This window comes from Stutzerimonas stutzeri (assembly GCF_024448955.1).
GTDB classification, from domain to species: domain Bacteria; phylum Pseudomonadota; class Gammaproteobacteria; order Pseudomonadales; family Pseudomonadaceae; genus Stutzerimonas; species Stutzerimonas stutzeri_AQ.
Genome location: NZ_JAMOIH010000004.1, coordinates 160,727 through 182,400 on the forward strand (window position 1 = coordinate 160,727; position 21,674 = coordinate 182,400).

The following is a 21,674-nucleotide window of genomic DNA, read 5'->3' on the forward strand; positions in this document are numbered from 1 at the left end:
GTGGCTGTGTTCAGGCTTGTCCGTTCAGTCCGGCGATTGCTCCCAGGCACAGCTGCTCCATGCAGCCGGCCCACTCGTTGATACGCTCCGGCTCGAGCTGCACCAGCATGGCGTAGCGGCGACCGCCCCAGACCGACAAATGAAGCGCCTCTAAGGTCGCGGTATCTGGACGTACAGGCAGATCGGTCGCCGCGTCGACGACGCGATGCCAGGCGTCCAGTAAGCCCTCATAAACCCGACGCTGGTGCTTGGGCTCTGCAACCAGCGCTTCCAGTTCGAGCATGTCCGGGTGAAACCAGGGCAAATGCGGTTCGACGCCGACGAGCAAGCGCACCAGCCGCTGGATTCGCACCGGCCAGCCGATCGCAGCGGGCTTCACTGCGCGCTCGTCGATCGCCTCAAGCAGCTGCTCGATGCAATACCGCACGTAGCCCGAGTGAAGCGCCTGCTTGCTGGGGAAGTAGTCGTACAGGGTGCCGATGGCAACGCCGGCTTCAAGCGCAACGGCACGGGTCGTCAGTCGAGACCAGCCATCACGCTGCCAGATCCGAACATAGCTGTCGTAAATCGCCTGAACCGTGAACTTGGCGCGCGCCTGGGTAGGCCGTTTGAGCGGCTTGGCGCGCGGCAATCGTGTGCTCATGAAATCCGAACCCGGCGGTAAAACGAAAGGGCTACAGTCGATGGCATCCCAATATGCCCTCAAGGTGCCATCGATGAGCGTCATCTGCCAGCTGCAAAACAACAAGCAAAGCATGGAGCAAACCCGCATCCAGACCCTGCCGATGCCGGAGCTGAAGGCCGGCGAGGTGCTGATGCGTATCAGCCGACTGGCGCTGACAACCAATAACGTCACTTACGCCGCCTTCGGCGAAACCCCGCACCTGCGTTATTGGGACTTTTTCCCGACCGGCGACGCCGAGTGGTTTCATATGCCCGCGTGGGGGTTTGCCGAGGTTGTTGAAAGTACCGTGGACGGGCTGGTACCGGGCGAACGCTTCTACGGCTTCTGGCCGATCGCCAGCCATCTGGTCATGCAGCCGGTACGGGTCAGCGAGCGGGGCTTCTATGACGGCGCCGAACATCGCCTTGCACTGACTTCGGCCTATAACCAGTACCAGCGCATCAGCACCGATGCCGCCTACCGGGCCGAGAGCGAGAACTACCAGATGCTGTTGCGGCCGTTGTTTATCACTTCGTTCATGCTGGCGGATTTCCTGGAGGATAACGGCTTTTTCGGCGCGCGGCAGATCGTGATATCCAGTGCATCGAGCAAGACGGCATACGGCACGGCGTTCTGCCTGCAGAACAATCCGACCGTGACGATGATCGGCCTGACCTCCCCCACCAATATTGACTTCGTGCAAGGGCTGGGCTGCTATCGCCAGGCGCTTAGCTACGATCAGCTCGGCTCACTCGACCCTAACGTGCCAACGCTCTACGTGGACTTCTCCGGCAGCACCGGACTTCGCCGGCAGGTCCACGCACATTTCAAAGGCACCCTGGTGCACGATTGCTATGCCGGATCGGCGCAGAACCAAGACTATGCCGAGCCCGACCAGACGCTAGCCGGCCCGCAGCCACAGCCTTATTTCGCGCCCTACCAGATCAAGAAGCGCAACGCTGACTGGGGCGCTGCTGAGGTCACCCGCCGCTTCAACGAGGCGCAGCTGGCCTTTATCGCTCGAGTTGGAGATGCGCAGCAGCCCTGGATGCAGGTGAACGAGCACGCCGGCCTGGAAGCCGCGCAAGCCTTAGCCGAGTCGCTGATAAAAGGCCACATCAACCCGCTCGCGGGGCACGCGGTGGTACTCGACTGAGTTCGTCTCGGGGATTCACATGTTAGGAAGCGTGGGTGCTCACAGCCGTGGCGGTGCCAGTGCTCCGTTCACGGTTTGCTCACTCCCACGCCTGCGCGAGGTTCGCCGCGGCTGCAGCTGATCCAGCGCCGCGGAGTTTTGCCTGGCCCACTCGTAGATCAACTCGATTGGCTGAACCATGAGTTTGCCCAGCGGCGACAGTGCATAACTCACCGCGGGAGGCACCGAATCGAGGGTGTGCCGCTCGATCAGCCCGCTCTCCTCCAGCTCCCGCAGCGTCTGAATCAGCATCTTTTTGGAGATACCCGGCATGCTCCGATGCAGCGCCCCACTGCGTGCAATGCCGTCATGTCGCGCATGAAGCGTATGCAGAATCATGCTGGTCCATTTGGTCGTGAAGATTTCCAACACGCGCCGCGGGGCGCAGTCTTCAAGCCATTGTTCTTCGTCAGAGTCCGTGTTCATGGGGGATGGTTACCATTTGGTGCCGACTTGGATCGGCATTTTCGAGTGGTTAAGGTGCAGGCCTGTTTCAATGTGTGAGGGTCTGAACATGACAAATCAAGCACTGGTGGTCGGGGCGAGTGGAATCGTCGGCTCGGCGATGTCGCGCCTACTGGCCAAAGAAGGCTGGGCGGTAGCCGGACTGGCTCGACGTCCCAACGCCGAAGCGGGCGTCACGCCGATAAGCGCGGATCTGCTGGATATTTCGGCGCTGAGCTCGGCGCTGAGCGGTCTTGCACCCACGCACGTGTTCCTGACGACCTGGGCGCGCCAGGCCAGCGAAGCGGAGAATATCCGCGTCAACGCGCAGATGGTGCGTAATCTACTCGAGGCCTTACGACCGGCTGGCTCGGTTCGCCACGTCGCGCTGGTGACGGGCCTCAAGCATTACCTCGGCCCGTTCGAAGCCTACGGCAAGGGTTCGCTGCCACAAACGCCTTTTCGAGAGGAACAGGGACGGCTGGACGTCGAGAATTTTTACTACGCCCAGGAAGACGAGGTGTTCGCCGCGGCGGGCCGCGACGGTTTCAACTGGAGCGTTCACCGGCCCCACACCGTGACCGGTATTGCCGTCGGCAACGCGATGAACATGGCGACCACGCTGGCCGTCCACGCCTCCATCTGCCGCTTTACCGGCCGACCTTTCCGCTTTCCGGGCTCGGAAGTGCAATGGAACAGCCTGACCGACATGACCGACGCGGGTCAGCTTGCCAGGCATCTGCGCTGGGCCTCGACAACGCCTGCGGCGGCCAACCAGGCCTTCAACATCGTCAATGGCGATGTGTTCCGCTGGAAGTGGATGTGGTCGCGCATCGCCGAGTGGTTCGATATCGAGGCCGCGCCGTTCGACGGCCAACCCGCGCCGCTGGAACAGCAGATGGCGAACGACGCCGAGACCTGGGCAGCAATGGCCGAACAGTTTGGCCTCGCGGAAACGAATATCGACAAGCTCATTTCGCCGTGGCACACCGATGCGGACCTCGGTCGTCCGATCGAGGTCGTAACGGACATGTCGAAAAGCCGTAAGCTCGGATTTCTCGATTATCAGGCGAGTGACGAGGCTTTCTTCAATGTCTTTACCAATCTGCGTGCGAGCAGACTCATCCCCTGAGTGAAGCTATAGGCGGGCCGGATCATGGAGGTGAGTCTTCGTGATGTTCCTTTGTAGTGCTGGTTCCTATATAGGAGCCAGCCAGCCGGTGAATGGACGCATCGAGCAGTACGGCGATGCTCGCAGCACGGCAACTGGATTTCACTTCGCCGCGCTTAAGTGATATTACATAGCCATCACGAAGATGGTGGCAGAGATGAAACCAAGGATCCGGGCGATACCGCTCATAACCGGCGCTGCTCTTGCGCTGACTTTATTCGCGCTTGCGCCTTCCGGCACCAGCCAGGTCGCCGAAGCCGCCTCGTGCGGCCCAAGCGGGGCGAACTTGCAGCAGGGACCGCGGGGTGGCTGCTTTTACATAAACCGAAACGGTAATAAAACTTACGTGGCTCGCACTTGCTGCTGAAAAAATCTAACACCTGACAACGCCTGAGCTAGCCTGGATCGACGTGCTCCCAGGCGGCCGAACGCCCTAGCCACGTTCTTTCCCCTATTCAGGTGCAACTACATGACCATTGCCGAAGCCTGCCTCCTTGTTGCCTGCCTTCTTCCCCTTGCCTGCGCATGGATCGCCAAGTCGAAAGGCCTTGGTAAACCGCGCCGCGACGGCGGCTTCGATAACCACAGTCCACGTCAATGGTTGGCCAGTCTGGAGGGATGGCAGGCTCGGGCAAACGCCGCGCAGTTGAACAGCTTCGAAGCGCTGCCGATCTTCATCGCCGGCGTTCTGGTGGCCGAGCACCTGCAAGCCTCACAGGCGGTGATTGATGGCCTTGCCGCTGCTTTCGTCGCGGCCAGAGTCGGCTATATCGGCGCTTATCTCGCCGATTGGGCTAACGTGAGGTCGGTGCTCTGGGCGTTGGGGCTCGCCTGCTGCATCGCCCTGTTCTTCATCGGGTAAGCCCTCTGTCTGGCCGCGATGGCGCATTGGCCGCGCTACCGAGCCCCAGCAGCAAGCACGACGCCACGGAATAATGCCTTCCAAACATCTGGCCAATTCGTTGCGCACGAACAAGTCCTTGACGCCCGCAAGCGCCAAAATCTCTCGCATATTTGGTGAACAACGGCGCCAGGCAGTGGCCAGGCACGCTACCGAAACAGTACGCTTCAACCCCCTCTCGGTGATCGCCCCCCGATGAACGCCCAACAATCGTTTCTGCTTCGCTACCCATCTGCCAGCCTGCTGCTTATCCAGTTGCTGGGCATCGTGCTGTATCCCTTTCTCGACGATTTGCCGCGCGGTCGGGCGATCATGGGGACGTTCGGTATCGTAGTGCTGGTGGCGGCGTTGCGTATGGTGCAGCGCAGTCCGCTGATCCAGTGGGTGGCCTTCACGCTGGCGGCGTGCATTCTGGTGCTGACCATCATCGGTGAGGTGCGCGGCGGGCTGGAGTTGAGTCTGACGCTGGCCGCGCTGGAGGCGGCTTTCTATTTCTATGCAGCGGCCAGCCTGATCGCTTACATGATGGAAGATCAGCGCGCCACTACCGATGAGCTGTTCGCGGTGGGGGCCACCTTCACGCTGCTGGCCTGGGCCTTCGCCTACAGTTTCATGGTCTGCCAACTGTTGCAGCCGGGTAGCTTTACCGCGTTGCTCGATCCTGAAGCACCGCGCACCTGGCTGGAGTTGCTGTTTCTAAGCTTTTCCATCCTCTCGGGCGTCGGCATTGGCGACGTGTTGCCGATCACGCCGATGGCGCGTGCGCTGGTGATGCTCGAGCAATTCGCAGGGGTGATGTACATCGCGCTGGTGGTCTCGCGCCTGATCGGGCTGACGATCCGGCGCTAGTGCCTTTGAAAACCGAAGAGCGGACATGGCGTCTGGCACACACTCAATTGATACCGCTTGTTTAGCCGTGCCGTTTGGCACCCAAGAGTATTGCCATTATCACCATACCCATCCCCACGAGATGTCCGAACGACAACAATTCTCCCAGAACAAGGAAACCAACCAGCGCCGCGCTGAGTGGCATCAAACCCGTGAACAGGCCTGCAATATTGGCGGGTACCTGTGAAACGCCTCTATACCAGAGCAGAAAGGACAACACGCTTGCGGTAAGTGAATAAAAGACAACCCAGCCCCAAAGTTCCCATCCTGGCCCAGCCCAAGCAAAGTTCATCGCTTGCACAACAGCCAAAGGAGCGAACAGGAGGAAGCCTACAATATTTACGCCAAAGGCCATGCTCCAGGGATGCACCGTAAGAGATAAGCGCCGCGAGAAGACTGCAAATAACGCCTCGGCTAAAACGGCTCCCAGGACCAATAAATTGCCCAGCACATTGCTCTTTCCAGAAATTCCCGCATCCTGCAAGTTCAGCACGGCTATTCCTACCGCGGCAAAAACAACAGCCACTATTGCACGACGACTGAGGCGCTCGCGAAGCCATAGCCATGCCAATAACGCAATGAGCGACGGAAGAGCGCTGGTAATGATTCCAGCACTCGTGGCAGTGGTGTAGATGACGCCATAAAGCATCAACAAGCTAAACAGGAAACACCCAAAAAAGGACTGAAGGAATAAACCCCGCCACGCAGGCCTGTCCAGGCCTTGACGAAATGATGGGCGGAACATCCCCGGAAGCAGAACGATACTTGCAATCAAGAAGCGCATCGCCGCAAACAGAAACACCGGCAGTTCAGTGACGATCAGTTTTCCTATGCCGATATTGCTGCCCACCATGCACATCGACAAACCGAGACATAAGTACGCGAACAAAGGCACCCTGGATGAATCGTTGTCCATTTTTAGCTTTCTGTCCTATGACCTTCTGCGCATCACGAGGAATGAAGACATCGACGGCGCAGAAGGGCTCTGCCTTCCCATCACATCAAGGCGCCCTGAACAGGGCCGTCCAGTGCGGGAAGTTTCGTTAAAGAATATCCGCTGTCATTAGCGGCCATCGTCCATTTCATCAGCTTGAGACGAGCCAGACTAAGAGCGTGGTAAACCAATCGTCAGCAACGAATCAATGGCGTGGGCAGCGGGTCGAGGCCATGAGAGCGTGCATCCCGATTTTCCGCATCCAGCGCGCTGACGAAGGCAGCCCTCTCCTGCAATCGCTGCCAAAACGCCTCGGTGAGCGGTTGAAACTGCGGCCTTAGTCCGAGGAAGTCAGCCAACATCAGCGCGTAGCCGACAGTGATGTCGGCGTTACTGAATCTGTTCTGGCAGAGGTATTGATTACCTGCCTGCAGGGCGTTTTCGACTCCGCGCAAGCGGCCCAGGAACCAGCGCGTGTAGTCCTCGACAACCTGGGGTTGCCGTCGCTCAGAGGATTCGAAATAGGCGTAACGAAGGATCAACGTTTGAGGGAAAGTCAGCGTCGCATCAGCCGCGCTTAGCCAGTTCAGGTACTGGCCATAATCGGCTTCGCCTTTATTCACCGACAACGCACCACCGCCGTACACCTGACTGAGGTACTCGCAGATGGCCGCCGACTCGGTTAACACGCCATTGCCATCGACAAGCGCAGGGACCGTGCCCAGCGGGTTGATTTGAAAGAACGCTTTGTCATGCAGGCGAGGCGGAAACGCCATCGTTACCAGCCGGTAATCCAGCCCGAGCTCTTCCAACGCCCACAACACACGAAACGAGCGGGCGCTAACGCAGTGGTACAGGGTGACTTCAGTCATCGTCGTCTCGCTGTTCAGCACCACTCAGGGGGACTTCTAGTGGGATTATTAGCGACGGACGAGCGCCGGCCAATGTCGAAAGTCTCCAACCGTTGCGCTCGCTTAGGACAATGATCGATGCCGATTCGAACGCATGCGGCTGTGTGGGCATCAAAAATGCTGGTGCATTTTCGCCGCATCAACCGTTGAATTGATTGATGGCAATGTGGCACTCCGCTACAGTCGCCAGCACACCTGCCAGGGACGGACCGATGCTTAATGGGAGCCTCGCCGGATGCAGGGTTTCAGAGGGATCACCATGGCTGTCGGACTTGAGCGTGTGTCGAACGATGAAGTTGCTACCCAAGCGAGCGAAACCATCAGGCGAGCGGACCCGGCATTTGCCTATGGATGGAGCGCCGTTCGGATGCGAGCGCAACTGGTGCCGCCGCGAATATGGGTGCTGTTGTTATCGGCAACCGTCATCGCCACTGCTGGCAATGCGTTGACAGTTGAAGGGACAGCAAAGCATTCGGCGTCCGCCAAACCCTTGCCTGTGCTGTTGATGATGACCGAGAAGCCGGTACGCCATACCAGCCCTTGACGCTAGCGCCTCGCTGACCGTCAGCTGACGCCTGTGCGTAGTCGCTACGGCCAACGGCGCGAAACCACACCAGCTGTCACGCTTGCTTCATCATTACCAGCACGAAGCCCACCACGATTCCCGCCAGCGCAATCGCCCAGCCAATCCGGTGCGCACGGTTCTTTTCTGCCTGCCGGACGGGGTCCACGGGCTTTTTCTTTTTCACGATCCACCTGCCTTTCGATCAATCACGAGCATGCCGGAAGCGCACGCCTCGCTGTGCGCGCCTTTTTAGGCCGTGGGGATCGAATTGTCCAGCAGCTCACCAGAACAGACCGTCAGCATTCGTCGCGGACGTTCAGCCGAGCGGACTTTCCCCGGGATTCGGTTCGTCCTTCGGATCTGTGCCCGCTTCCGGCTCGGTGTTTTCTCCCGACTCGGGTACGTCGCCATATTCATCAAAGTCCGGCGGAGTCAGGCCATCCTTGAGCGGGTCCTTTGGATCGATCATGTCAGCGGTCCTCATCACGATTGAAAGACCAGAGTGGTCATCCGTTGGAGCACGCGAGCTGCGCCAATGTTCGCGGCGAGCACCAACAGAGCTGACAGATGTGCGAGCCTCTCCATGTTCTCGTAGCGCTAAAACCACGTACCTGGATTCCCCTCGAGCCGCACTAGACCGTATATCGGCGATGAGCCCAACAATGAGAACCAGTACAGCAGACGGAGAACTAGCCAGCATGCGTGATGGCAATATGACGCTAAACTCCGCCGCGCCCAAGGATGGCTAAAGGAACACTCAACAGAGAGCGCCGACGATCATCCACGGCATGCCACACTTTCTGCAAATCTTCAAGGATGTTCCATGATCAAGTTGAAATACCTGGCCGCTGCGCTGATGGGCCTGACGCTCACCGGCTGCGTCTCCTTTACCCCATCTGGGCCTATCGGGCTGCCTGCGCAAGTCCTCGAACACTCGGTGCCTGCCGGCGCAATGCTCAAAGACGTGGAGGTTTCCGACACACGGCTGAACGAAACCCAGCGCCGTAACATCAGCAATACGCTGACCGCACAGATTGCCCAGCACATCGAGCGCGGCGAATACTTCGAACGCATGATCAGCTTCCCCGCTACCCTGGGCGAGCAAGACGTCCAGCTGCAATTCAATTTCACCTCGCTCAAGGGCAAGCGCACGCCGCATCCCGGCTACTTTCCGGGAGCGCTGCTGACGCTGACCGTATGGATCTGGGTCAACGGCCCTATCTACGTGGACAAATATGACCTCGCAGCCGAGCTGAAGATCATCGACGCCGCCGGTAAGCAGGTGGCGCTTTCTCAGAAGACGCTGGCGCGCAATCAGAACACCGGTCTTTGGGATTACGACTACTTCAATACATCGCTGGGCTCGCGGCAGCTGACCGAGTTGGTCGAACAGCTGCTGCATGACGCTACTCAGCAGCTTGCACGCTGACAAGGACGCCCACATGAAAGCATTGATAGCCCTTCTCGCCATTACCGCATCCCTGACCTTGCAGGGTTGCATGACGTACTCCCACAACACCTTGCCTAACGTTGAACAATGGCCACTCGCCGAATCGGCTCAGACAAAACCAACCGCATACATCAAGATTCAGACCGAGTACTCGGTGAACGGCACGCCCACGGCGAGTAATCCCGACATTGCCAAGCTAGAAAACCTCGTAAAACAGTCGTTTACCGACAGCGGGCGCTTTTCTCGAGTCAGCACCGAACAGGAGACATCAGATCTCTATGTCACGGTGACCCTGCGCAATCAGGAAACCGCCAACCTCGGACTTGCGGTGTTAACCGGCGCCACCTTATTCCTGGTTCCAGGCACTTTCGACAACACCCTGGTCATGGACATGATGTTCCGCGATGGTGACGGCAAGAAGCTTGGTCGGGTACAGAAGCAGGAAACGCTGACGACCTGGATGCATTTATTCCTGATCTTCGCTTTGCCGTTCAACGAGTCGGCCGATGCGCTATTGACCGAACTCACGAAGAGCAATCTGGAAGAGGCGGCAAGCAAGGACCTGATCTGATCAAGCAACGCCGCTAATGGACGCTGGCGGGCCAAGGATGGCCCCGCCCAGGTGGTTCTGAGTTCGACTCGACGCGACAGATAGCGCAGGTCGGCTCAGCCACCGGGTCGCTTTGCACATCACTGCCCGCCAAACACTCTCATTAAATCCCGCATCGCTTTGCGGATCGACCGGATAGACAGCGCCTGGCTCGCTGAGTCGCAGGTTCATCACATCGGCGCAATGCTCAACTGGCTAGCCAGCCTTCGACCACCTTGCTCTTCGGCGCTGCAGCGATGTTTTGCCCTATCTGGGTGCCGCCGTGACCCACCAGTTCCACCCGATCGCCAGGTGTGCGGCCATCGCCGTCGAGCAGATTAAAGAAGTGCCGAAAGTGCGTCTCAAGTCGAGCCGCCAGCGACCGCATACGGCGCAAAACCTCTCCCAGCTGTAGCTGTGCCTATTGCCTCGCCGGCACGTCACCAATCTATAATCATTCCTATTTGCACCGGATTCCTTCGTAATGCTCTCTTCCGCAGCCCGACAGATTCTTGCAATCGAAGACGACCCGGTTCTCGGCACGCACCTGAAGACATCCCTGGAAAGCCGTGGCTTTCAGGTCACGCTCGCCGATGACGGGTTGACCGGTTTGACCTTGGCCAGCGAGTCGGCTTACGACTTGATCCTGCTGGACGTGATGCTGCCGGAACTCAGTGGCATGGAATTACTGACCCGGTTGCGGGCACAGCGCCGCACGCCGGTGCTGATGATGTCTGCGCTGGGCAACGAAGAGCATCGCATCCAGGGTTTCGATAGCGGTGCCGACGATTACCTGCCCAAGCCGTTCAGCATCGAGGAATTGCAGGTGCGCATCGCCGCCATCCTGCGTCGTGTGGCCTACGAACGCAGCGTGCAGCCAGCAGCGAACGATGAGTCGATGCGCTTCGACGACCAGCGCTGCGACCTGCGTTACGAGGGGCGCTGGATCGGCCTGACGGGCACCGAGTATCGGCTGTTGAAGGTGCTCCACGACGCGGCCGGCGAGGTGCTGAGCAAACCCTTCCTTTACCAGCAGACATTGCGCCGCGGTTACTCGCAGCATGATCGCAGCCTGGACATGCACATCAGCAACATCCGCCGCAAACTGGCGCGCGAGCAGGTCACGGCATTGCGTCTAGAGTCGGTGTGGGGCAAGGGCTACGTGCTGGAACTGCAGGCCGACTGATGCCCAACCGTCATTCGCTGTTCTGGCGCCTGGTGATACTGGTCGCCGGGTTTTGCCTGTCGATGATCTGGGTCAGCGGGTATGTCGATCAAAAGATTGCCTACCACGGCTCGTTCCTGTCACCGCAAGCCCTGGAAACCCTGGACGGCTACGCTAAGCAGGCTCATGTTGCGGCCCGCCGAGGCCCCGCCGCGGTGGATAGCTGGATCGCCGCGCTGCAGCAGGACGAGCCTGGGCTGGCGCTGGTCGTGGATCGTCATCATCAGTCGCTTGGCGAGCGTGAACTGGATGAGCGGGAGCGCAATCTGCTGCGCTTCGCCCGGCCATACGATAGCCCCATGAGCCGGCGCGCCGGTCCGCGTCCAATGATCGCCATTCCTTTCAACGAAAGCGGCGACCAGCTGGTCATGCAACTGCCCGAACGCCTCAGCCCCTGGCCTCACCAAGCCCTGCTGATCGTCCTTATCGTGTACCTGCCCCCCGTGGTGCTGTCGGTCCTGTTCGGCTGGCTGCTCTACCGGCTCCTCATATCGCCCCTCGATCATCTGCGCCGGCAAGCCAACACGCTGCGCGGCAACCGTCTGAGTTCACTGCTGCCGCTCACGCTGACCCATCGCAACGACGAGTTGGGGGAGCTCGGCCGCTCGCTCGAATACCTGACCCGGCGCCTGCATGACTCGATCCGCCAGCAACAACAGCTATTGCGCGACCTCTCTCATGAATTGCGAACGCCACTGAGCCGACTTCGGGTCGCCTGTGAAAGCGACCTGCCTCAGGCGGTGCTGCGCGAGCGTGTGGAGCGAGAAGTCTCAGGCATGCAGCGCCTAGTCGACGACACGCTGGAGCTGGCCTGGCTCGATAGCGAGCAGCCACAGCTCGAGCGAGAAGCTGTCGATATCGAGTCCCTGTGGAATCTGATCTGCGAGGACGCCTGCTTCGAATCCGGATGGCCAAGAGCGCGCCTTCACAGCGACATCCCAGAAGACTGCCAGGTTTTCGGCAACCTCAACGCCTTGGCCCAGGCGATGGAAAATGTCCTGCGCAACGCCATCCGACATTCTCCAGCCGACGGCACCGTACGCCTGACCGCACGCCGCGAAGAGGCCCACTGGCGTCTTTGTATCGAAGATCAAGGCCCCGGCGTACGGGAGGATCAGCTAGACGTGATGTTCCGCCCGTTCTCTCGCCTGAGTGCCGCCCGGCCGGGTGGAGATGGCTTCGGCCTGGGCCTTGCCATCGCGCGAGGCATGGTGATGCTGCAGGGCGGCCGCATCTGGGCGGAGAACCTCCACCCTGGCCTGCGAGTGAATTTTGTTTTGCAAGATGTATAGATTGTAAATGCGCTTTACTCTCAGTTGAGAATGACTAGCATTCGTGTGCCTGCGCAAACGACCACACCTGCGCAGGCTGACGCACGCTTAGTTATCCGTTCCCACAGCCCAGCCTTGCCGATGATCCAGGCACGGTAGGCATGCCCTGCAATGACGGGCCGGGGGATATTCGAACAACCAGAGATAAAGACATGCCCATCGTCAAAAGCCGGTTCATCGCAACGCCACGTCCCACGTTCCAGAAAACCCTCATCGCCGCCGCGCTGGCTTCGCTGGCATGTTCGGCCTCAGCACAGGAACGACTGGAACTGGATTCGGTTGTAGTTTCGGCCTCGGGTTTCGAGCAGAACATCAAGGATGCTCCGGCTACCATCTCTGTCATTACTGCAGAAGAGTTGAAGAAGCGCTCCTACACGGATATCACCGATGCGCTGAAGAACGTCGCCGGTGTGCAGATTTCCGGAGGTGGCGTCGAGCAATCGATCATGGTCCGTGGCATGACCTCGGCCTACACCCTGTTCCTTATCGATGGCCGCCCGGCCCAAGGCAACGATGCCTTTTCTGAGAGAGGGTCACAGGCCGGTACGCCGATCAACTTCCTTCCTCCGCTCGAGTCGATTGAGCGAATCGAGGTCATTCGTGGCCCGGCGTCCGCTCTCTATGGCTCCGATGCCATGGGCGGCGTGATCAACATCATTACCAAGAAAGTGACCAACGAGTTGACCGGCAGCATCACCGCCGAATACACCACGCCCGGCAGCGGCAACAAGCTCAACGAAGATACAGTCCAGACCAGCGCTTACTTGAACGTACCGCTGATCGAGGACGTTTTGGGCCTGCAGCTGACCGGGGCGTTCCACGATCAGGAAGAAAGCAACTTCGTCGGTGGAAGCGACAGCGCGGCCACCGATCCCAAGTACGAAAAGCGCAATGCCGGCGCCAAGCTCTCCTGGAACCTGAACGACCAGAATGCGCTGACGATCGGGCATACCTACACCAAGCAGGAGCGCTGGCATAACCCGGGTAGAAGCCTCGCCGAGGAAACCGAGGCAGGCGTTGCCATAGAGCCTACCTACAGCGAGTCGATCAAGCGGAACTACTTCATCGATCACGAAGGCAACTACGACAACCTTCTGCTGAAGTCGTACATCAACTACGACCACTCAGAAAACCCGACCACCGCAAACGCCGAGACCGGCAAAGGCATCGACTACGAAGTCATCACAGCCAACACCCAGGCGACCTACTTCCTCGGTGCCCACGCCATCACGGGCGGTCTGACGCACAAATACGAGAATCTGGAGCACAACTCCAATGGTTTGCGAGAGCCGGTAGTTCCTGACGCCAACGCCACGGTCGAGATGAACCGCTATCAGAACTCCATCTTCCTTGAGGACAACTGGAATCTAACCGAAGATTTCATCCTGACCCTGAGCGGACGCTACGACGACAACCAGGCATTCGGCGGCCAGTTCAGTCCAAAGGTATATGGCGTCTACCACCTGAACGAAAGCTTCACCATCAAGGGCGGTGTCACCACTGGCTACAAGGCGCCTGACCTGCGCTCCAGCGCCACCGACTTTGGCTCCACCTCGATGGGCGGCGTGATCATCGGTAATCCTGATCTGGTTCCGGAAACCAGCGTAAACCGCGAGATCGGCATCGCTTACGAAGATCAGGAACTGGGCCTGCTCACTACCCTGACCGCCTACGTGATCGATTACGAGGACAAGATCAACCGTACCGGCCGCGTCTGCCTGCAGAACGAACCCTGTAACTACAACGGCACGAACTACCCTGCTCATCCGTTCGGCTACACCGCCTACGAGAACGTCGACGAGGCAGAGCTGCGCGGCATCGAGTGGACCTTCGATTACGGCATTCTCGATAACCTCTCCTACCGCCACAGCTACACCTATACCGAAACCGAGCAGAAATCCGGGGACTTCAAAGGCGAGCCGCTCAACGACATCGCCAAGCACATGTTCAACGCCTCACTGGACTGGCAGGTAACCGACCGGCTCAACGCCTGGACTCAGTACAACTATCGCGGCAAGACCTCCGGTCGTTGGCAGACCGGCACCAGCGGTTCCAGCACCAATGGCATTCGCTATCCGGCCTACAGCTTCGTGGACGTCGGCATGGCGTTCAGAGCGACTGACGACCTGAGCCTGAAAGCCGGCGTCTACAACATTGGCAACAAGGAAGTTTCCACCGATGGCGATTACGCCTACAACCTGGACGGCCGACGCTTCATCTTCTCGGTGACCCAAGCGTTCTGATTTATCGCTGAATGACGCTCCCTGGCGATCCGTTGTTTCGCCGGGGAGCGTTCTGGTTTTGAACGTTCAGCCCGTAGGGCCGAATTCATTCGGCCGCAGAGTTGAAGGCCGAACAAGTTCGCCCTACGGCGCTCAACCTGACAGGGCAGGTTCCGTCGAGCGCGCAGCGAAACGGGACAAAACACCTAGCGTCTGTAATGCAAGCGGACCGGCTCCAACCGGACGCGCCAGAGGCCAAGCACAATGAGCAGCAACGATGGGTACGTAATGGACGTGGCCTACCCGCCCCACTTCCACAAGGAGATCCAACCTGTCTGGCTGACCAGTATGGTTCAGTTTCTCGGCACGGCTGCGCCCGATATTTCCAGGCCTTACTCCTACTGCGAGTTGGGCTGCGGTATGGGTATCAACCTGCTCATCGGCGCAATGACGAACCCGCTGGGGCAGTTCGTAGGTGTCGATGCCAACGAGAAAGCGCTGAATATCGCGCGCTCGGCTGCGGCAGCGATGGACATCAAAAACATCCGTTTCGTCCAGGCTGACTTCGCCCAGTTTGCCCAGAGCAACAACCTGTTCTTCGACTTCATCACCACCCATGGTGTCTGGTCATGGATCGCGGAAAGCCAGCAGAAAGGCATTCTGCAATTGGTAGCGAAGTCGCTCAAACCCAAAGGGTTGTTCTATCTGCACTACATGTGCCACCCAGGCGCGACACAAATGCTGCCAGTGCAGAAGCTGCTGAACGACCTGGCTCGACAGTTACCGGGTTCTTCGGAGCAGAAGCTTCAAGCTGCGCTGGATTTCGTCTGCGAACTGGACGCTGCCGGCACCTTCATAGACCAGCCCAACCTGAGCGAAAAGATAAGGTCACTCAAGCAAAAGCCGGCCTCTTATCTCGCCCACGACTTCCTGACCGACCATTGGACTCCGCAGCACTCGACCGATGTTCATCAATCGGTGGCACAGGCCGGCGTCACTTATATAGGCAGTGCCAGCGCCTTCGACAATCTGGACAGCCTGTCCGTACCGGGCGCCGTACAGCCGCTTCTGGCAAAGCTGGCCTCGCCAGCACTAAGGGAAACGGTCAAGGATCTGGCCAGGAATCAGCATCAGCGCAGCGATCTGTTTCAGCGTGCTCCGGTACGCCTGGGCCAGCAGGACGTTCTACAGCAGGTCGATGCCCTTCGGTTTCAGCTGATGCCCCAAGCGCCACGCTCAGGCGCGCTGTCTTTCCAAACGCCAATCGGCGAAATCCAGGGCCCCGGCGACATCTTCTCCCCTCTGCTGGAAAAGCTGGCCGAACGACCCGCCACTTTTGCCGAGCTAAGACAGCTGCCGGCTTTTACCGAAAAGCTCGGCACGCTAACGCAAGCGCTACAGATGCTGATGTGGCAGGGCCATATCCATCCCCAACGTCCGGATGGCCTCAACTGCAGCGATCAGGCAAGCAAATTGAAAGTCTGGATCGAACGGAACCAGCTGAAATTGAACGTTGTGGAGAATTGCGGAACAGCCATTCACCAGCCGACCGGCAACTCATGAACAACTATGGCGCGACACACCGGAGCGTTCGTTTCGGTCCGTACGTTTCGCCCGCCCCCCCTTCGTACCCTGTTCAAAATGAAGAGAACGCACCGATGAAAGCCCCTTCACAACTTTGGCCGGTAGCATCGCGAACCCTCGCGGCCGTGCTGGGCGGCTACGTGTTCACCTACTGTTGCACGGCGGCACTGGCGCGCCTGCTTCCTTTGGCAAAATCCGATGCGGTGGTAGTCGCGTCGCTGGCGGCCTTCATCATCTATACGGCAGTCATCCTCTGGGCGTTTGGCTGCCGCAGCGCATGGCGTGCCTGGGCGGTGCTAGCGCTGGCGGGACCCTTGGCGGTCATCGGCTTCTGGCCACAGTTGCTGGAGGTCTTGGGATGAAACAAAAGACCATCACGCAATCCATGTCGTGGCTGCATACCTGGTGCGGGCTGCTGATCGGCTGGGTGCTGTTCGCCATCTTTCTCACCGGCACCCTGGCGGTGTTCGACAAGGAAATCAGTTGGTGGATGCAGCCGGAGTTGACCGATCAGGGCCAGTCGCCTGCAGCTGCCGCCAACGTCGCGCAGCACTGGCTATCGAAGAATCATCCAGACGAGTCGAACTGGAACATCAGCCTGCCGACCGAGCGCTCGCCGGCGCTCAGCGTATCCGTCGGGGAACGGCGTCGCGGTGCCGGTAGCACTCACCTCGATCCATTGACGGGCGAAACCGTCGAGGCCCGGGAAACCATCGGCGGCAATTTCTTCTTCCATTTCCACTACACCCTGCATATGCCACGGCTGCTCGGCATCTGGGTGGTTGGGTTCGCGGCGATGGCCATGCTGGTGGCGTTGATCAGCGGCATCATCATCCACAAGAAAATCTTCAAGGAGTTCTTCACCTTCCGCCCGGCCAAAGGGCAGCGCTCCTGGCTCGACGGCCACAATGCCAGCGCCGTCCTGCTGTTGCCGTTCCACCTGATGATTACCTACACAGGACTGGCGATTTTCTTCGTGCTCTATATGCCGGCAGCAGTCGATGCACTGTACGACGGCGATCGCCAGGCCTATTTCCGCGAGGCGCAACCGGCCCGTGCCGCCGCTCAGGTGTCGCGCGGCGAGGACCGCGGCAGCAAACCCGTCCAGGCGCCGGCTGCGCCACTACTGGCGCTGGGTGAGATCGTCAGCCGTGCCGAAGCGCACTATGGCGCCGGGATGATTGGCGGCCTGACCGTGAGCAACCCCGGCCGAGCAGATGCCCAGGTCACGGCGCGGCCGGTGCTGGGTAACCGCATCGAACTGACCAAGGGCGAAGGTATGGTCTTCAACGGTGTCACCGGTGAGCTGATCCAGGCTCCCGAACCGTCGCGCACCAGCCAGCTGACCCAGCGCGTGATGGCGGGCCTGCATTTTGCCCAGTTCGGCGGCTACCCGATGCGCTGGCTGTATTTCATCTGCGGGCTGGTCAGCTGCGCCATGATTGCAACAGGGCTGGTGCTCTATGCGGTCAAGCAGCGCAAGCAGGCCAAGGCCAACGCGCACTTCCTGCGGATGGTGGAAAGCCTGAACGTGGCGGTCGTCGCGGGGCTTTCGCTGGCCTGCATAGCGCTCTTGTGGAGCAATCGCCTGCTACCGGCGGAGCTGGCCAGCCGGCAGGATTGGGAGCTGCGGCTGTTCTTCGGCATCTGGGCGCTGAGCTGGCTGCATGCCTGGGTACGCAAGCCGTTACTGGCGTGGCGCGAACAGCTCTGCGGCGCGGCTGTGCTGGCGCTCACGCTGCCCGCACTGGATCTGATGACAACCGACGCGACACTGGACGGCATCCGCTTGCCCATCCTCGCATCCGTCTTTGCCCTGGGTCTGCTGGCTGGCTGGACCGCCTGGAAGATCCCCACACTCGTCGCTGCGAGAAAAGCCCGCCAACCCCAGCTCGACGGCACAGTCACAGGAGTCTCGTCATGAACGGTTCTGCCCTGCTTGCCAGCCTTCTGCTGGCCTACGCCGGCATGCTCGGGTTCTGCCTCGGCAAGGAGCGTCACTGGAAGCAATTGGCTAATCCGCGCGTTCCTGCGCAACTGCGTCGCCTCTGCTTTCCGGCGGGAGGCTTGCTGCTCGGCCTTGCCGTGTATACCGCTACCGGCGTTTGGCCCGGAGGCATGGCGCTGGTTGGCTGGTTCGGCCTGATCTCCCTCGCCGGCTTCGCCCTGCTCCTGCTGATCCCCTACGCACCTCGCTTGGCCATGGGGATGCCGGTGATGGGCAGTCTGCTCTGGGCCGTTGCGGCACTGCTGTGATTTCCTGCCCTGCCGGCTAAGGCGACCGGCGCTACCGCAGGCGTGAATACGAGCATTACCTTCGCCTTTAGCCTCGTCCCTAAACCGCGAGTCCCGACGCGCCTGCGTTCATGACCTTCTTTCAACGAAGCAGATGCGCTGTGTAACGTGGCGGTCTCTGACTTATGCTGCCGGCCATCTCACGTCTATTCTGTGACCGTCATGACCCAGCGTGCCGTATCGCCCTTCCAACTGCTCATTCTCGTGCTCTCGATTTACGTGTTGGGCGCATTGATCGCCGACATCCTGTTCGACCTACCGCCCGACGTATCTGAGTTGCTCAGTTACATAGACAACATTGTCTGCCTGTTCTTTTTCATCGACTTTGCTAGACGTCTGCAACTCGCCGAGGATAAATGGCGCTTCATGCGCTGGGGCTGGATCGACCTCCTGGCCAGCGTACCGGCGGGCGGACTGCAAGCGTTCAAGATGGTGCGCGCCGTGCAGGTGTTGCGTGCGCTGCGTGCGATCAAGTCGACCCAAATGATCTGGCGCCTGCTGTTTCGCAACCGTGCAGAAAGCATCGTCGTGTCCGCCGCTACGGCCACGTTGCTACTCGTGGCATTTGGCGCCATCACGATGTTGCTGGTCGAGGCGCCTAACCCGCAAAGCGCCATCAATACGCCGGAAGAAGCGCTCTGGTGGGCCTTCGTGACCGTCACGACCGTCGGTTATGGCGACTACTATCCGGTCACGACCCAAGGCCGTATCGTGGCGGTGCTGCTGATGGTGTCCGGGGTTGGCCTGTTCGGCAGCTTCGCCGCCTATATCGGCTCGCTGTTTATCGCCGACAAGCATGATGAAAACATCGAACAGCAGGAAGCGGACCGAGCGGTGCTGCACAACCTGCTCGAGCAGGTAGAAAAATTGACCACCGAAGTCCAGGCTTTACGAGGGCAACTGGAGGAACGGGGACAGCCGCCACGGGAGTAATTGTCAGTGGTACCGGCAGCATCTTTCAGCCTGCCCGTGCAGGCTACCGTCGATCCTGAGCAACGGCACACTCCGCAATACGCACCGATCTCCCGCGTCGACCTGCCGAAAACGCCCAGCGGCCAATCCCAAACCAGCCGCCAACCATTACAATGCGCGACTTTCGATTTACCGGTCCGCGCTCATGTCCCTACCCCAGCATCACCTCGAACTCCTCAGCCCCGCGCGGGATGTGTCCATTGCCAAGGAAGCCATACTGCATGGCGCCGATGCGGTGTATATCGGCGGGCCGAGTTTCGGGGCGCGGCACAACGCTGAGAACAGCGTGGCGGACATTGCCGAGCTGGTGACTTTCGCCCACCTGTTCCATGCGCGGGTCTTCGTCACCATCAACACCATTCTTCATGACGATGAACTGGAAGCTGCGCGCGCGCTGATCTGGCAGCTGTATGAAATCGGTGTAGATGCGCTGATCGTTCAGGACATGGGCGTGATGGAAATGGACATTCCACCCATCGAGCTGCACGCCAGCACCCAAACCGACATCCGTACCCTGGAGCGCGCCAAGTTTCTCGACAAGGCCGGCTTCTCTCAGCTGGTGCTGGCCCGCGAGCTGAATCTGCAGGAAATACGTGCGATCAGCGATGCCACTGAGGCTGCCATCGAATTCTTCATTCACGGTGCCCTGTGCGTAGCGTTTTCCGGACAGTGCAACATTTCTCATGCGCAAAACGGCCGCAGCGCCAACCGTGGCGACTGCTCCCAGGCGTGCCGCCTGCCCTACACACTCAAGGATGATCAGGGCCGCGTCGTCGCGTTCGACAAGCATCTGCTGTCTATGAAGGACAACAACCAGAGCGCCAACCTGCGCGCACTGGTCGATGCCGGCGTACGCTCATTCAAGATCGAGGGTCGCTACAAGGATGTGAGCTACGTGAAAAACATCACCGCTTACTACCGCCAGCGTCTGGATGAGATTCTTGAAGACCGCACTGACCTGGCACGCGCTTCCAGCGGCCGTACCGATCACTTCTTCGTGCCGGACCCGGACAAGACCTTTCACCGCGGCAGCACTGACTACTTCGTTACAGATCGCAAAATTGACATTGGTGCCTTCGATTCGCCGACCTTCACCGGCCTCGCTGTAGGCGAAGTGCTCAAGGTCGGCAAGCACGATCTCACGGTGCAGACACGCGAGCCGCTGTCAAACGGCGACGGTCTGAACGTGCTGGTCAAACGCGAAGTGGTGGGCTTTCGCGCCAGCGTCGTCGAGCCTTTAGGGCAGTTCGAAGAGGACGGCCAGCAGTTCTTGCAATACCGAGTCGAGCCCAACGAGATGCCGGCTGCCCTGCGTCAGCTGCGTCCGAACCATCCGCTGAATCGCAACCTGGACCATAACTGGCAGAACGCGCTGCTCAAGACTTCCGCCGAGCGCCGCATCGGTGTGCGTTGGTTAGCCAAGCTGCGTGCCGATGAGCTCGAGCTTCACGTCACCAGCGAGGAAGGCGCTTATGCCAGCGTCTCGCTGGCCGGCCCGTTCGGCGAAGCGAAAAAGCCCGAGCAAGTACCCGGACAGATCGCCGACCTGCTGAGTCAGCTGGGCACGACGATCTACCACGCCGAAGAAGTCGACGTGGACGCCCCGCAGGCGTTCTTCATCCCGAATTCGCAGCTCAAAGCCCTACGCCGTGAAGCCATCGATGCGCTCACCGAGGCCCGCGAAGCCATCCGCCCGCTGGGGAGCCGCAAGGCCGTCAGCGTACCGCCGCCGGTCTACCCCGAGTCGCATCTGACCTTCCTCGCCAACGTCTACAACGAAAAGGCGCGCACCTTCTACCAGCGTTACGGTGTCGAGCTGATCGATGCGGCCTTCGAGGCCCATGAGGAAACCGGCGAAGTGCCTGTGATGATCACCAAGCACTGCCTGCGCTTCTCCTTCAACCTGTGTCCGAAACAGGCCAAGGGCGTGACCGGCGTGCGCACCAAGGTCGCGCCAATGCAGCTGGTGCATGGCGATGAAGTACTGACCCTGAAATTCGATTGCAAGCCTTGCGAGATGCACGTGATCGGCAAGATCAAGGGCAACATCCTCAACCTGCCGCAACCGGGCAGCGCCGCCAGCGTGGTCGGGCACATCACGCCGGATGACCTGATAAAGACCATCCGCAGCAAGCCGCGCGCCTGAGTGCGACCAACGCACCCGATGACGTATTCAATGGCCGAATAAATTCGGCCCTACGATGGACGCTCTGTAGGGCCGAGCTTGTTCGGCCGCCGGGCGATCCCCTCGGCGCGCGCTGTAGGACCGACGTCTGAACTTCGGGCAATACTGTTGTCTGCTGTTCAGCTTCCGCAGGCGGCACCGGCAATGA

The 21,674-nt window shown here is 59.7% G+C and carries 23 protein-coding genes; 16 read left to right on the top strand and 7 right to left on the bottom strand.

Features of this window, described 5'->3' with window-relative positions:
• Positions 1-10: 10 nt before the first annotated feature.
• Entirely contained in the window at positions 11-643 is a 633-nt protein-coding gene (locus tag NA645_RS05765) for a TetR/AcrR family transcriptional regulator (RefSeq protein ID WP_256047953.1), read from the bottom strand.
• Positions 644-716: 73 nt separating this feature from the next.
• Between NA645_RS05765 and NA645_RS05770 the strand changes: the two genes are divergently transcribed.
• Positions 717-1,820 (top strand): DUF2855 family protein, encoded by a 1,104-nt coding sequence (locus tag NA645_RS05770; protein WP_256047954.1) that lies wholly within the window; start codon positions 717-719, stop codon positions 1,818-1,820.
• Positions 1,821-1,859: 39 nt separating this feature from the next.
• Here NA645_RS05770 and NA645_RS05775 read toward each other — a convergent pair whose 3' ends face one another.
• Positions 1,860-2,198 carry a winged helix-turn-helix transcriptional regulator gene (locus NA645_RS05775; RefSeq protein WP_256047955.1) on the bottom strand — a complete coding sequence of 113 codons (339 nt, stop codon included), beginning with the start codon at positions 2,196-2,198 and terminating at the stop codon, positions 1,860-1,862.
• 175 nt (positions 2,199-2,373) lie between these two features.
• On the opposite strand from NA645_RS05775, the gene NA645_RS05780 reads away from it, so the two are divergent.
• From NA645_RS05780 to NA645_RS05790, 3 genes are all read left to right on the top strand, one after another.
• Positions 2,374-3,435 carry an SDR family oxidoreductase gene (locus NA645_RS05780; RefSeq protein WP_256048092.1) on the top strand — a complete coding sequence of 354 codons (1,062 nt, stop codon included), beginning with the start codon at positions 2,374-2,376 and terminating at the stop codon, positions 3,433-3,435.
• 508 nt (positions 3,436-3,943) lie between these two features.
• Entirely contained in the window at positions 3,944-4,336 is a 393-nt protein-coding gene (locus NA645_RS05785) for an MAPEG family protein (protein WP_256047956.1), read from the top strand.
• Positions 4,337-4,570: 234 nt separating this feature from the next.
• A complete protein-coding gene (locus tag NA645_RS05790) occupies positions 4,571-5,224 on the top strand; it encodes an ion channel (RefSeq protein ID WP_256047957.1) in 654 nt (217 codons plus the stop codon).
• Positions 5,225-5,285: 61 nt separating this feature from the next.
• On the opposite strand, the gene NA645_RS05795 is transcribed toward NA645_RS05790, so the two are convergent.
• Together NA645_RS05795 and NA645_RS05800 are read right to left on the bottom strand one after the other, a co-directional pair.
• Positions 5,286-6,179 carry a DMT family transporter gene (locus tag NA645_RS05795; RefSeq protein WP_256047958.1) on the bottom strand — a complete coding sequence of 298 codons (894 nt, stop codon included), beginning with the start codon at positions 6,177-6,179 and terminating at the stop codon, positions 5,286-5,288.
• Between the two features lie 212 nt (positions 6,180-6,391).
• Positions 6,392-7,093 (bottom strand): glutathione S-transferase family protein, encoded by a 702-nt coding sequence (locus NA645_RS05800; RefSeq protein WP_256047959.1) that lies wholly within the window; start codon positions 7,091-7,093, stop codon positions 6,392-6,394.
• Between the two features lie 274 nt (positions 7,094-7,367).
• Here NA645_RS05800 and NA645_RS05805 point away from each other — a divergent pair, with 274 nt between their 5' ends.
• Positions 7,368-7,652: a hypothetical protein gene (locus NA645_RS05805; RefSeq protein ID WP_256047960.1), complete on the top strand. Its 285-nt coding sequence runs from the start codon at positions 7,368-7,370 to the stop codon at positions 7,650-7,652.
• A 76-nt stretch (positions 7,653-7,728) separates the two neighbouring features.
• Here NA645_RS05805 and NA645_RS05810 read toward each other — a convergent pair whose 3' ends face one another.
• Positions 7,729-7,857 (bottom strand): hypothetical protein, encoded by a 129-nt coding sequence (locus tag NA645_RS05810; RefSeq protein ID WP_256047961.1) that lies wholly within the window; start codon positions 7,855-7,857, stop codon positions 7,729-7,731.
• Between the two features lie 132 nt (positions 7,858-7,989).
• Entirely contained in the window at positions 7,990-8,142 is a 153-nt protein-coding gene (locus NA645_RS05815) for a hypothetical protein (protein ID WP_256047962.1), read from the bottom strand.
• 354 nt (positions 8,143-8,496) lie between these two features.
• On the opposite strand from NA645_RS05815, the gene NA645_RS05820 reads away from it, so the two are divergent.
• Both NA645_RS05820 and NA645_RS05825 read left to right on the top strand, forming a co-directional pair.
• Positions 8,497-9,102 (top strand): hypothetical protein, encoded by a 606-nt coding sequence (locus NA645_RS05820; protein WP_256047963.1) that lies wholly within the window; start codon positions 8,497-8,499, stop codon positions 9,100-9,102.
• 13 nt (positions 9,103-9,115) lie between these two features.
• Entirely contained in the window at positions 9,116-9,694 is a 579-nt protein-coding gene (locus NA645_RS05825) for a hypothetical protein (protein WP_256047964.1), read from the top strand.
• A gap of 226 nt (positions 9,695-9,920) precedes the next feature.
• Here NA645_RS05825 and NA645_RS20185 read toward each other — a convergent pair whose 3' ends face one another.
• Positions 9,921-10,109, bottom strand: coding sequence for a hypothetical protein (locus NA645_RS20185; protein WP_423836564.1), 189 nt, complete (start codon positions 10,107-10,109; stop codon positions 9,921-9,923).
• 87 nt (positions 10,110-10,196) lie between these two features.
• Here NA645_RS20185 and NA645_RS05835 point away from each other — a divergent pair, with 87 nt between their 5' ends.
• The 9 genes from NA645_RS05835 to NA645_RS05875 all read left to right on the top strand — a co-directional run bounded on the left by NA645_RS05835 (position 10,197) and on the right by NA645_RS05875 (position 21,487).
• Positions 10,197-10,898 carry a response regulator transcription factor gene (locus NA645_RS05835; RefSeq protein ID WP_256047965.1) on the top strand — a complete coding sequence of 234 codons (702 nt, stop codon included), beginning with the start codon at positions 10,197-10,199 and terminating at the stop codon, positions 10,896-10,898.
• Positions 10,898-12,229, top strand: a complete 1,332-nt coding sequence (locus tag NA645_RS05840; protein WP_256047966.1) for a sensor histidine kinase — start codon at positions 10,898-10,900, stop codon at positions 12,227-12,229. Before NA645_RS05835 ends, NA645_RS05840 begins: the two co-directional genes overlap by 1 nt.
• Before the next feature lie 191 nt (positions 12,230-12,420).
• Positions 12,421-14,511, top strand: coding sequence for a TonB-dependent receptor domain-containing protein (locus tag NA645_RS05845; protein WP_256047967.1), 2,091 nt, complete (start codon positions 12,421-12,423; stop codon positions 14,509-14,511).
• A 243-nt stretch (positions 14,512-14,754) separates the two neighbouring features.
• Complete coding sequence (locus NA645_RS05850; RefSeq protein WP_256047968.1) at positions 14,755-16,053, top strand: class I SAM-dependent methyltransferase; 1,299 nt, start codon at positions 14,755-14,757, stop codon at positions 16,051-16,053.
• Positions 16,054-16,148: 95 nt separating this feature from the next.
• On the top strand, positions 16,149-16,436 hold the full coding sequence (locus NA645_RS05855) for an iron transporter (protein WP_256047969.1): 288 nt from the start codon (positions 16,149-16,151) through the stop codon (positions 16,434-16,436).
• Complete coding sequence (locus NA645_RS05860) at positions 16,433-17,998, top strand: PepSY-associated TM helix domain-containing protein (RefSeq protein WP_256047970.1); 1,566 nt, start codon at positions 16,433-16,435, stop codon at positions 17,996-17,998. Before NA645_RS05855 ends, NA645_RS05860 begins: the two co-directional genes overlap by 4 nt.
• Positions 17,995-18,330: a DUF3325 domain-containing protein gene (locus NA645_RS05865; RefSeq protein ID WP_256047971.1), complete on the top strand. Its 336-nt coding sequence runs from the start codon at positions 17,995-17,997 to the stop codon at positions 18,328-18,330. The genes NA645_RS05860 and NA645_RS05865 overlap by 4 nt, the downstream gene beginning before the upstream one ends.
• A gap of 201 nt (positions 18,331-18,531) precedes the next feature.
• Complete coding sequence (locus tag NA645_RS05870; protein ID WP_256047972.1) at positions 18,532-19,302, top strand: ion transporter; 771 nt, start codon at positions 18,532-18,534, stop codon at positions 19,300-19,302.
• A 184-nt stretch (positions 19,303-19,486) separates the two neighbouring features.
• The gene (locus NA645_RS05875) at positions 19,487-21,487 is read left to right on the top strand and encodes a peptidase U32 family protein (RefSeq protein ID WP_256047973.1); all 2,001 of its coding nucleotides are present in this window, start codon (positions 19,487-19,489) and stop codon (positions 21,485-21,487) included.
• Positions 21,488-21,674 lie beyond the last annotated feature (187 nt).

Coding starts and splice junctions, on each gene's coding strand:
- NA645_RS05815 (WP_256047962.1), bottom strand. CDS start 8,142: ATGATCGATCCAAAGGACCCGCTCAAGGATGGCCTGACTCCGCCGGAC.
- NA645_RS05780 (WP_256048092.1), top strand. CDS start 2,374: ATGACAAATCAAGCACTGGTGGTCGGGGCGAGTGGAATCGTCGGCTCG.
- NA645_RS05795 (WP_256047958.1), bottom strand. CDS start 6,179: ATGGACAACGATTCATCCAGGGTGCCTTTGTTCGCGTACTTATGTCTC.
- NA645_RS05870 (WP_256047972.1), top strand. CDS start 18,532: ATGACCCAGCGTGCCGTATCGCCCTTCCAACTGCTCATTCTCGTGCTC.
- NA645_RS05855 (WP_256047969.1), top strand. CDS start 16,149: ATGAAAGCCCCTTCACAACTTTGGCCGGTAGCATCGCGAACCCTCGCG.
- NA645_RS05820 (WP_256047963.1), top strand. CDS start 8,497: ATGATCAAGTTGAAATACCTGGCCGCTGCGCTGATGGGCCTGACGCTC.
- NA645_RS05865 (WP_256047971.1), top strand. CDS start 17,995: ATGAACGGTTCTGCCCTGCTTGCCAGCCTTCTGCTGGCCTACGCCGGC.
- NA645_RS05790 (WP_256047957.1), top strand. CDS start 4,571: ATGAACGCCCAACAATCGTTTCTGCTTCGCTACCCATCTGCCAGCCTG.
- NA645_RS05875 (WP_256047973.1), top strand. CDS start 19,487: ATGTCCCTACCCCAGCATCACCTCGAACTCCTCAGCCCCGCGCGGGAT.
- NA645_RS05805 (WP_256047960.1), top strand. CDS start 7,368: ATGGCTGTCGGACTTGAGCGTGTGTCGAACGATGAAGTTGCTACCCAA.
- NA645_RS05785 (WP_256047956.1), top strand. CDS start 3,944: ATGACCATTGCCGAAGCCTGCCTCCTTGTTGCCTGCCTTCTTCCCCTT.
- NA645_RS05845 (WP_256047967.1), top strand. CDS start 12,421: ATGCCCATCGTCAAAAGCCGGTTCATCGCAACGCCACGTCCCACGTTC.
- NA645_RS05835 (WP_256047965.1), top strand. CDS start 10,197: ATGCTCTCTTCCGCAGCCCGACAGATTCTTGCAATCGAAGACGACCCG.
- NA645_RS05770 (WP_256047954.1), top strand. CDS start 717: ATGAGCGTCATCTGCCAGCTGCAAAACAACAAGCAAAGCATGGAGCAA.
- NA645_RS05775 (WP_256047955.1), bottom strand. CDS start 2,198: ATGATTCTGCATACGCTTCATGCGCGACATGACGGCATTGCACGCAGT.
- NA645_RS05850 (WP_256047968.1), top strand. CDS start 14,755: ATGAGCAGCAACGATGGGTACGTAATGGACGTGGCCTACCCGCCCCAC.
- NA645_RS05860 (WP_256047970.1), top strand. CDS start 16,433: ATGAAACAAAAGACCATCACGCAATCCATGTCGTGGCTGCATACCTGG.
- NA645_RS05765 (WP_256047953.1), bottom strand. CDS start 643: ATGAGCACACGATTGCCGCGCGCCAAGCCGCTCAAACGGCCTACCCAG.
- NA645_RS05840 (WP_256047966.1), top strand. CDS start 10,898: ATGCCCAACCGTCATTCGCTGTTCTGGCGCCTGGTGATACTGGTCGCC.
- NA645_RS05825 (WP_256047964.1), top strand. CDS start 9,116: ATGAAAGCATTGATAGCCCTTCTCGCCATTACCGCATCCCTGACCTTG.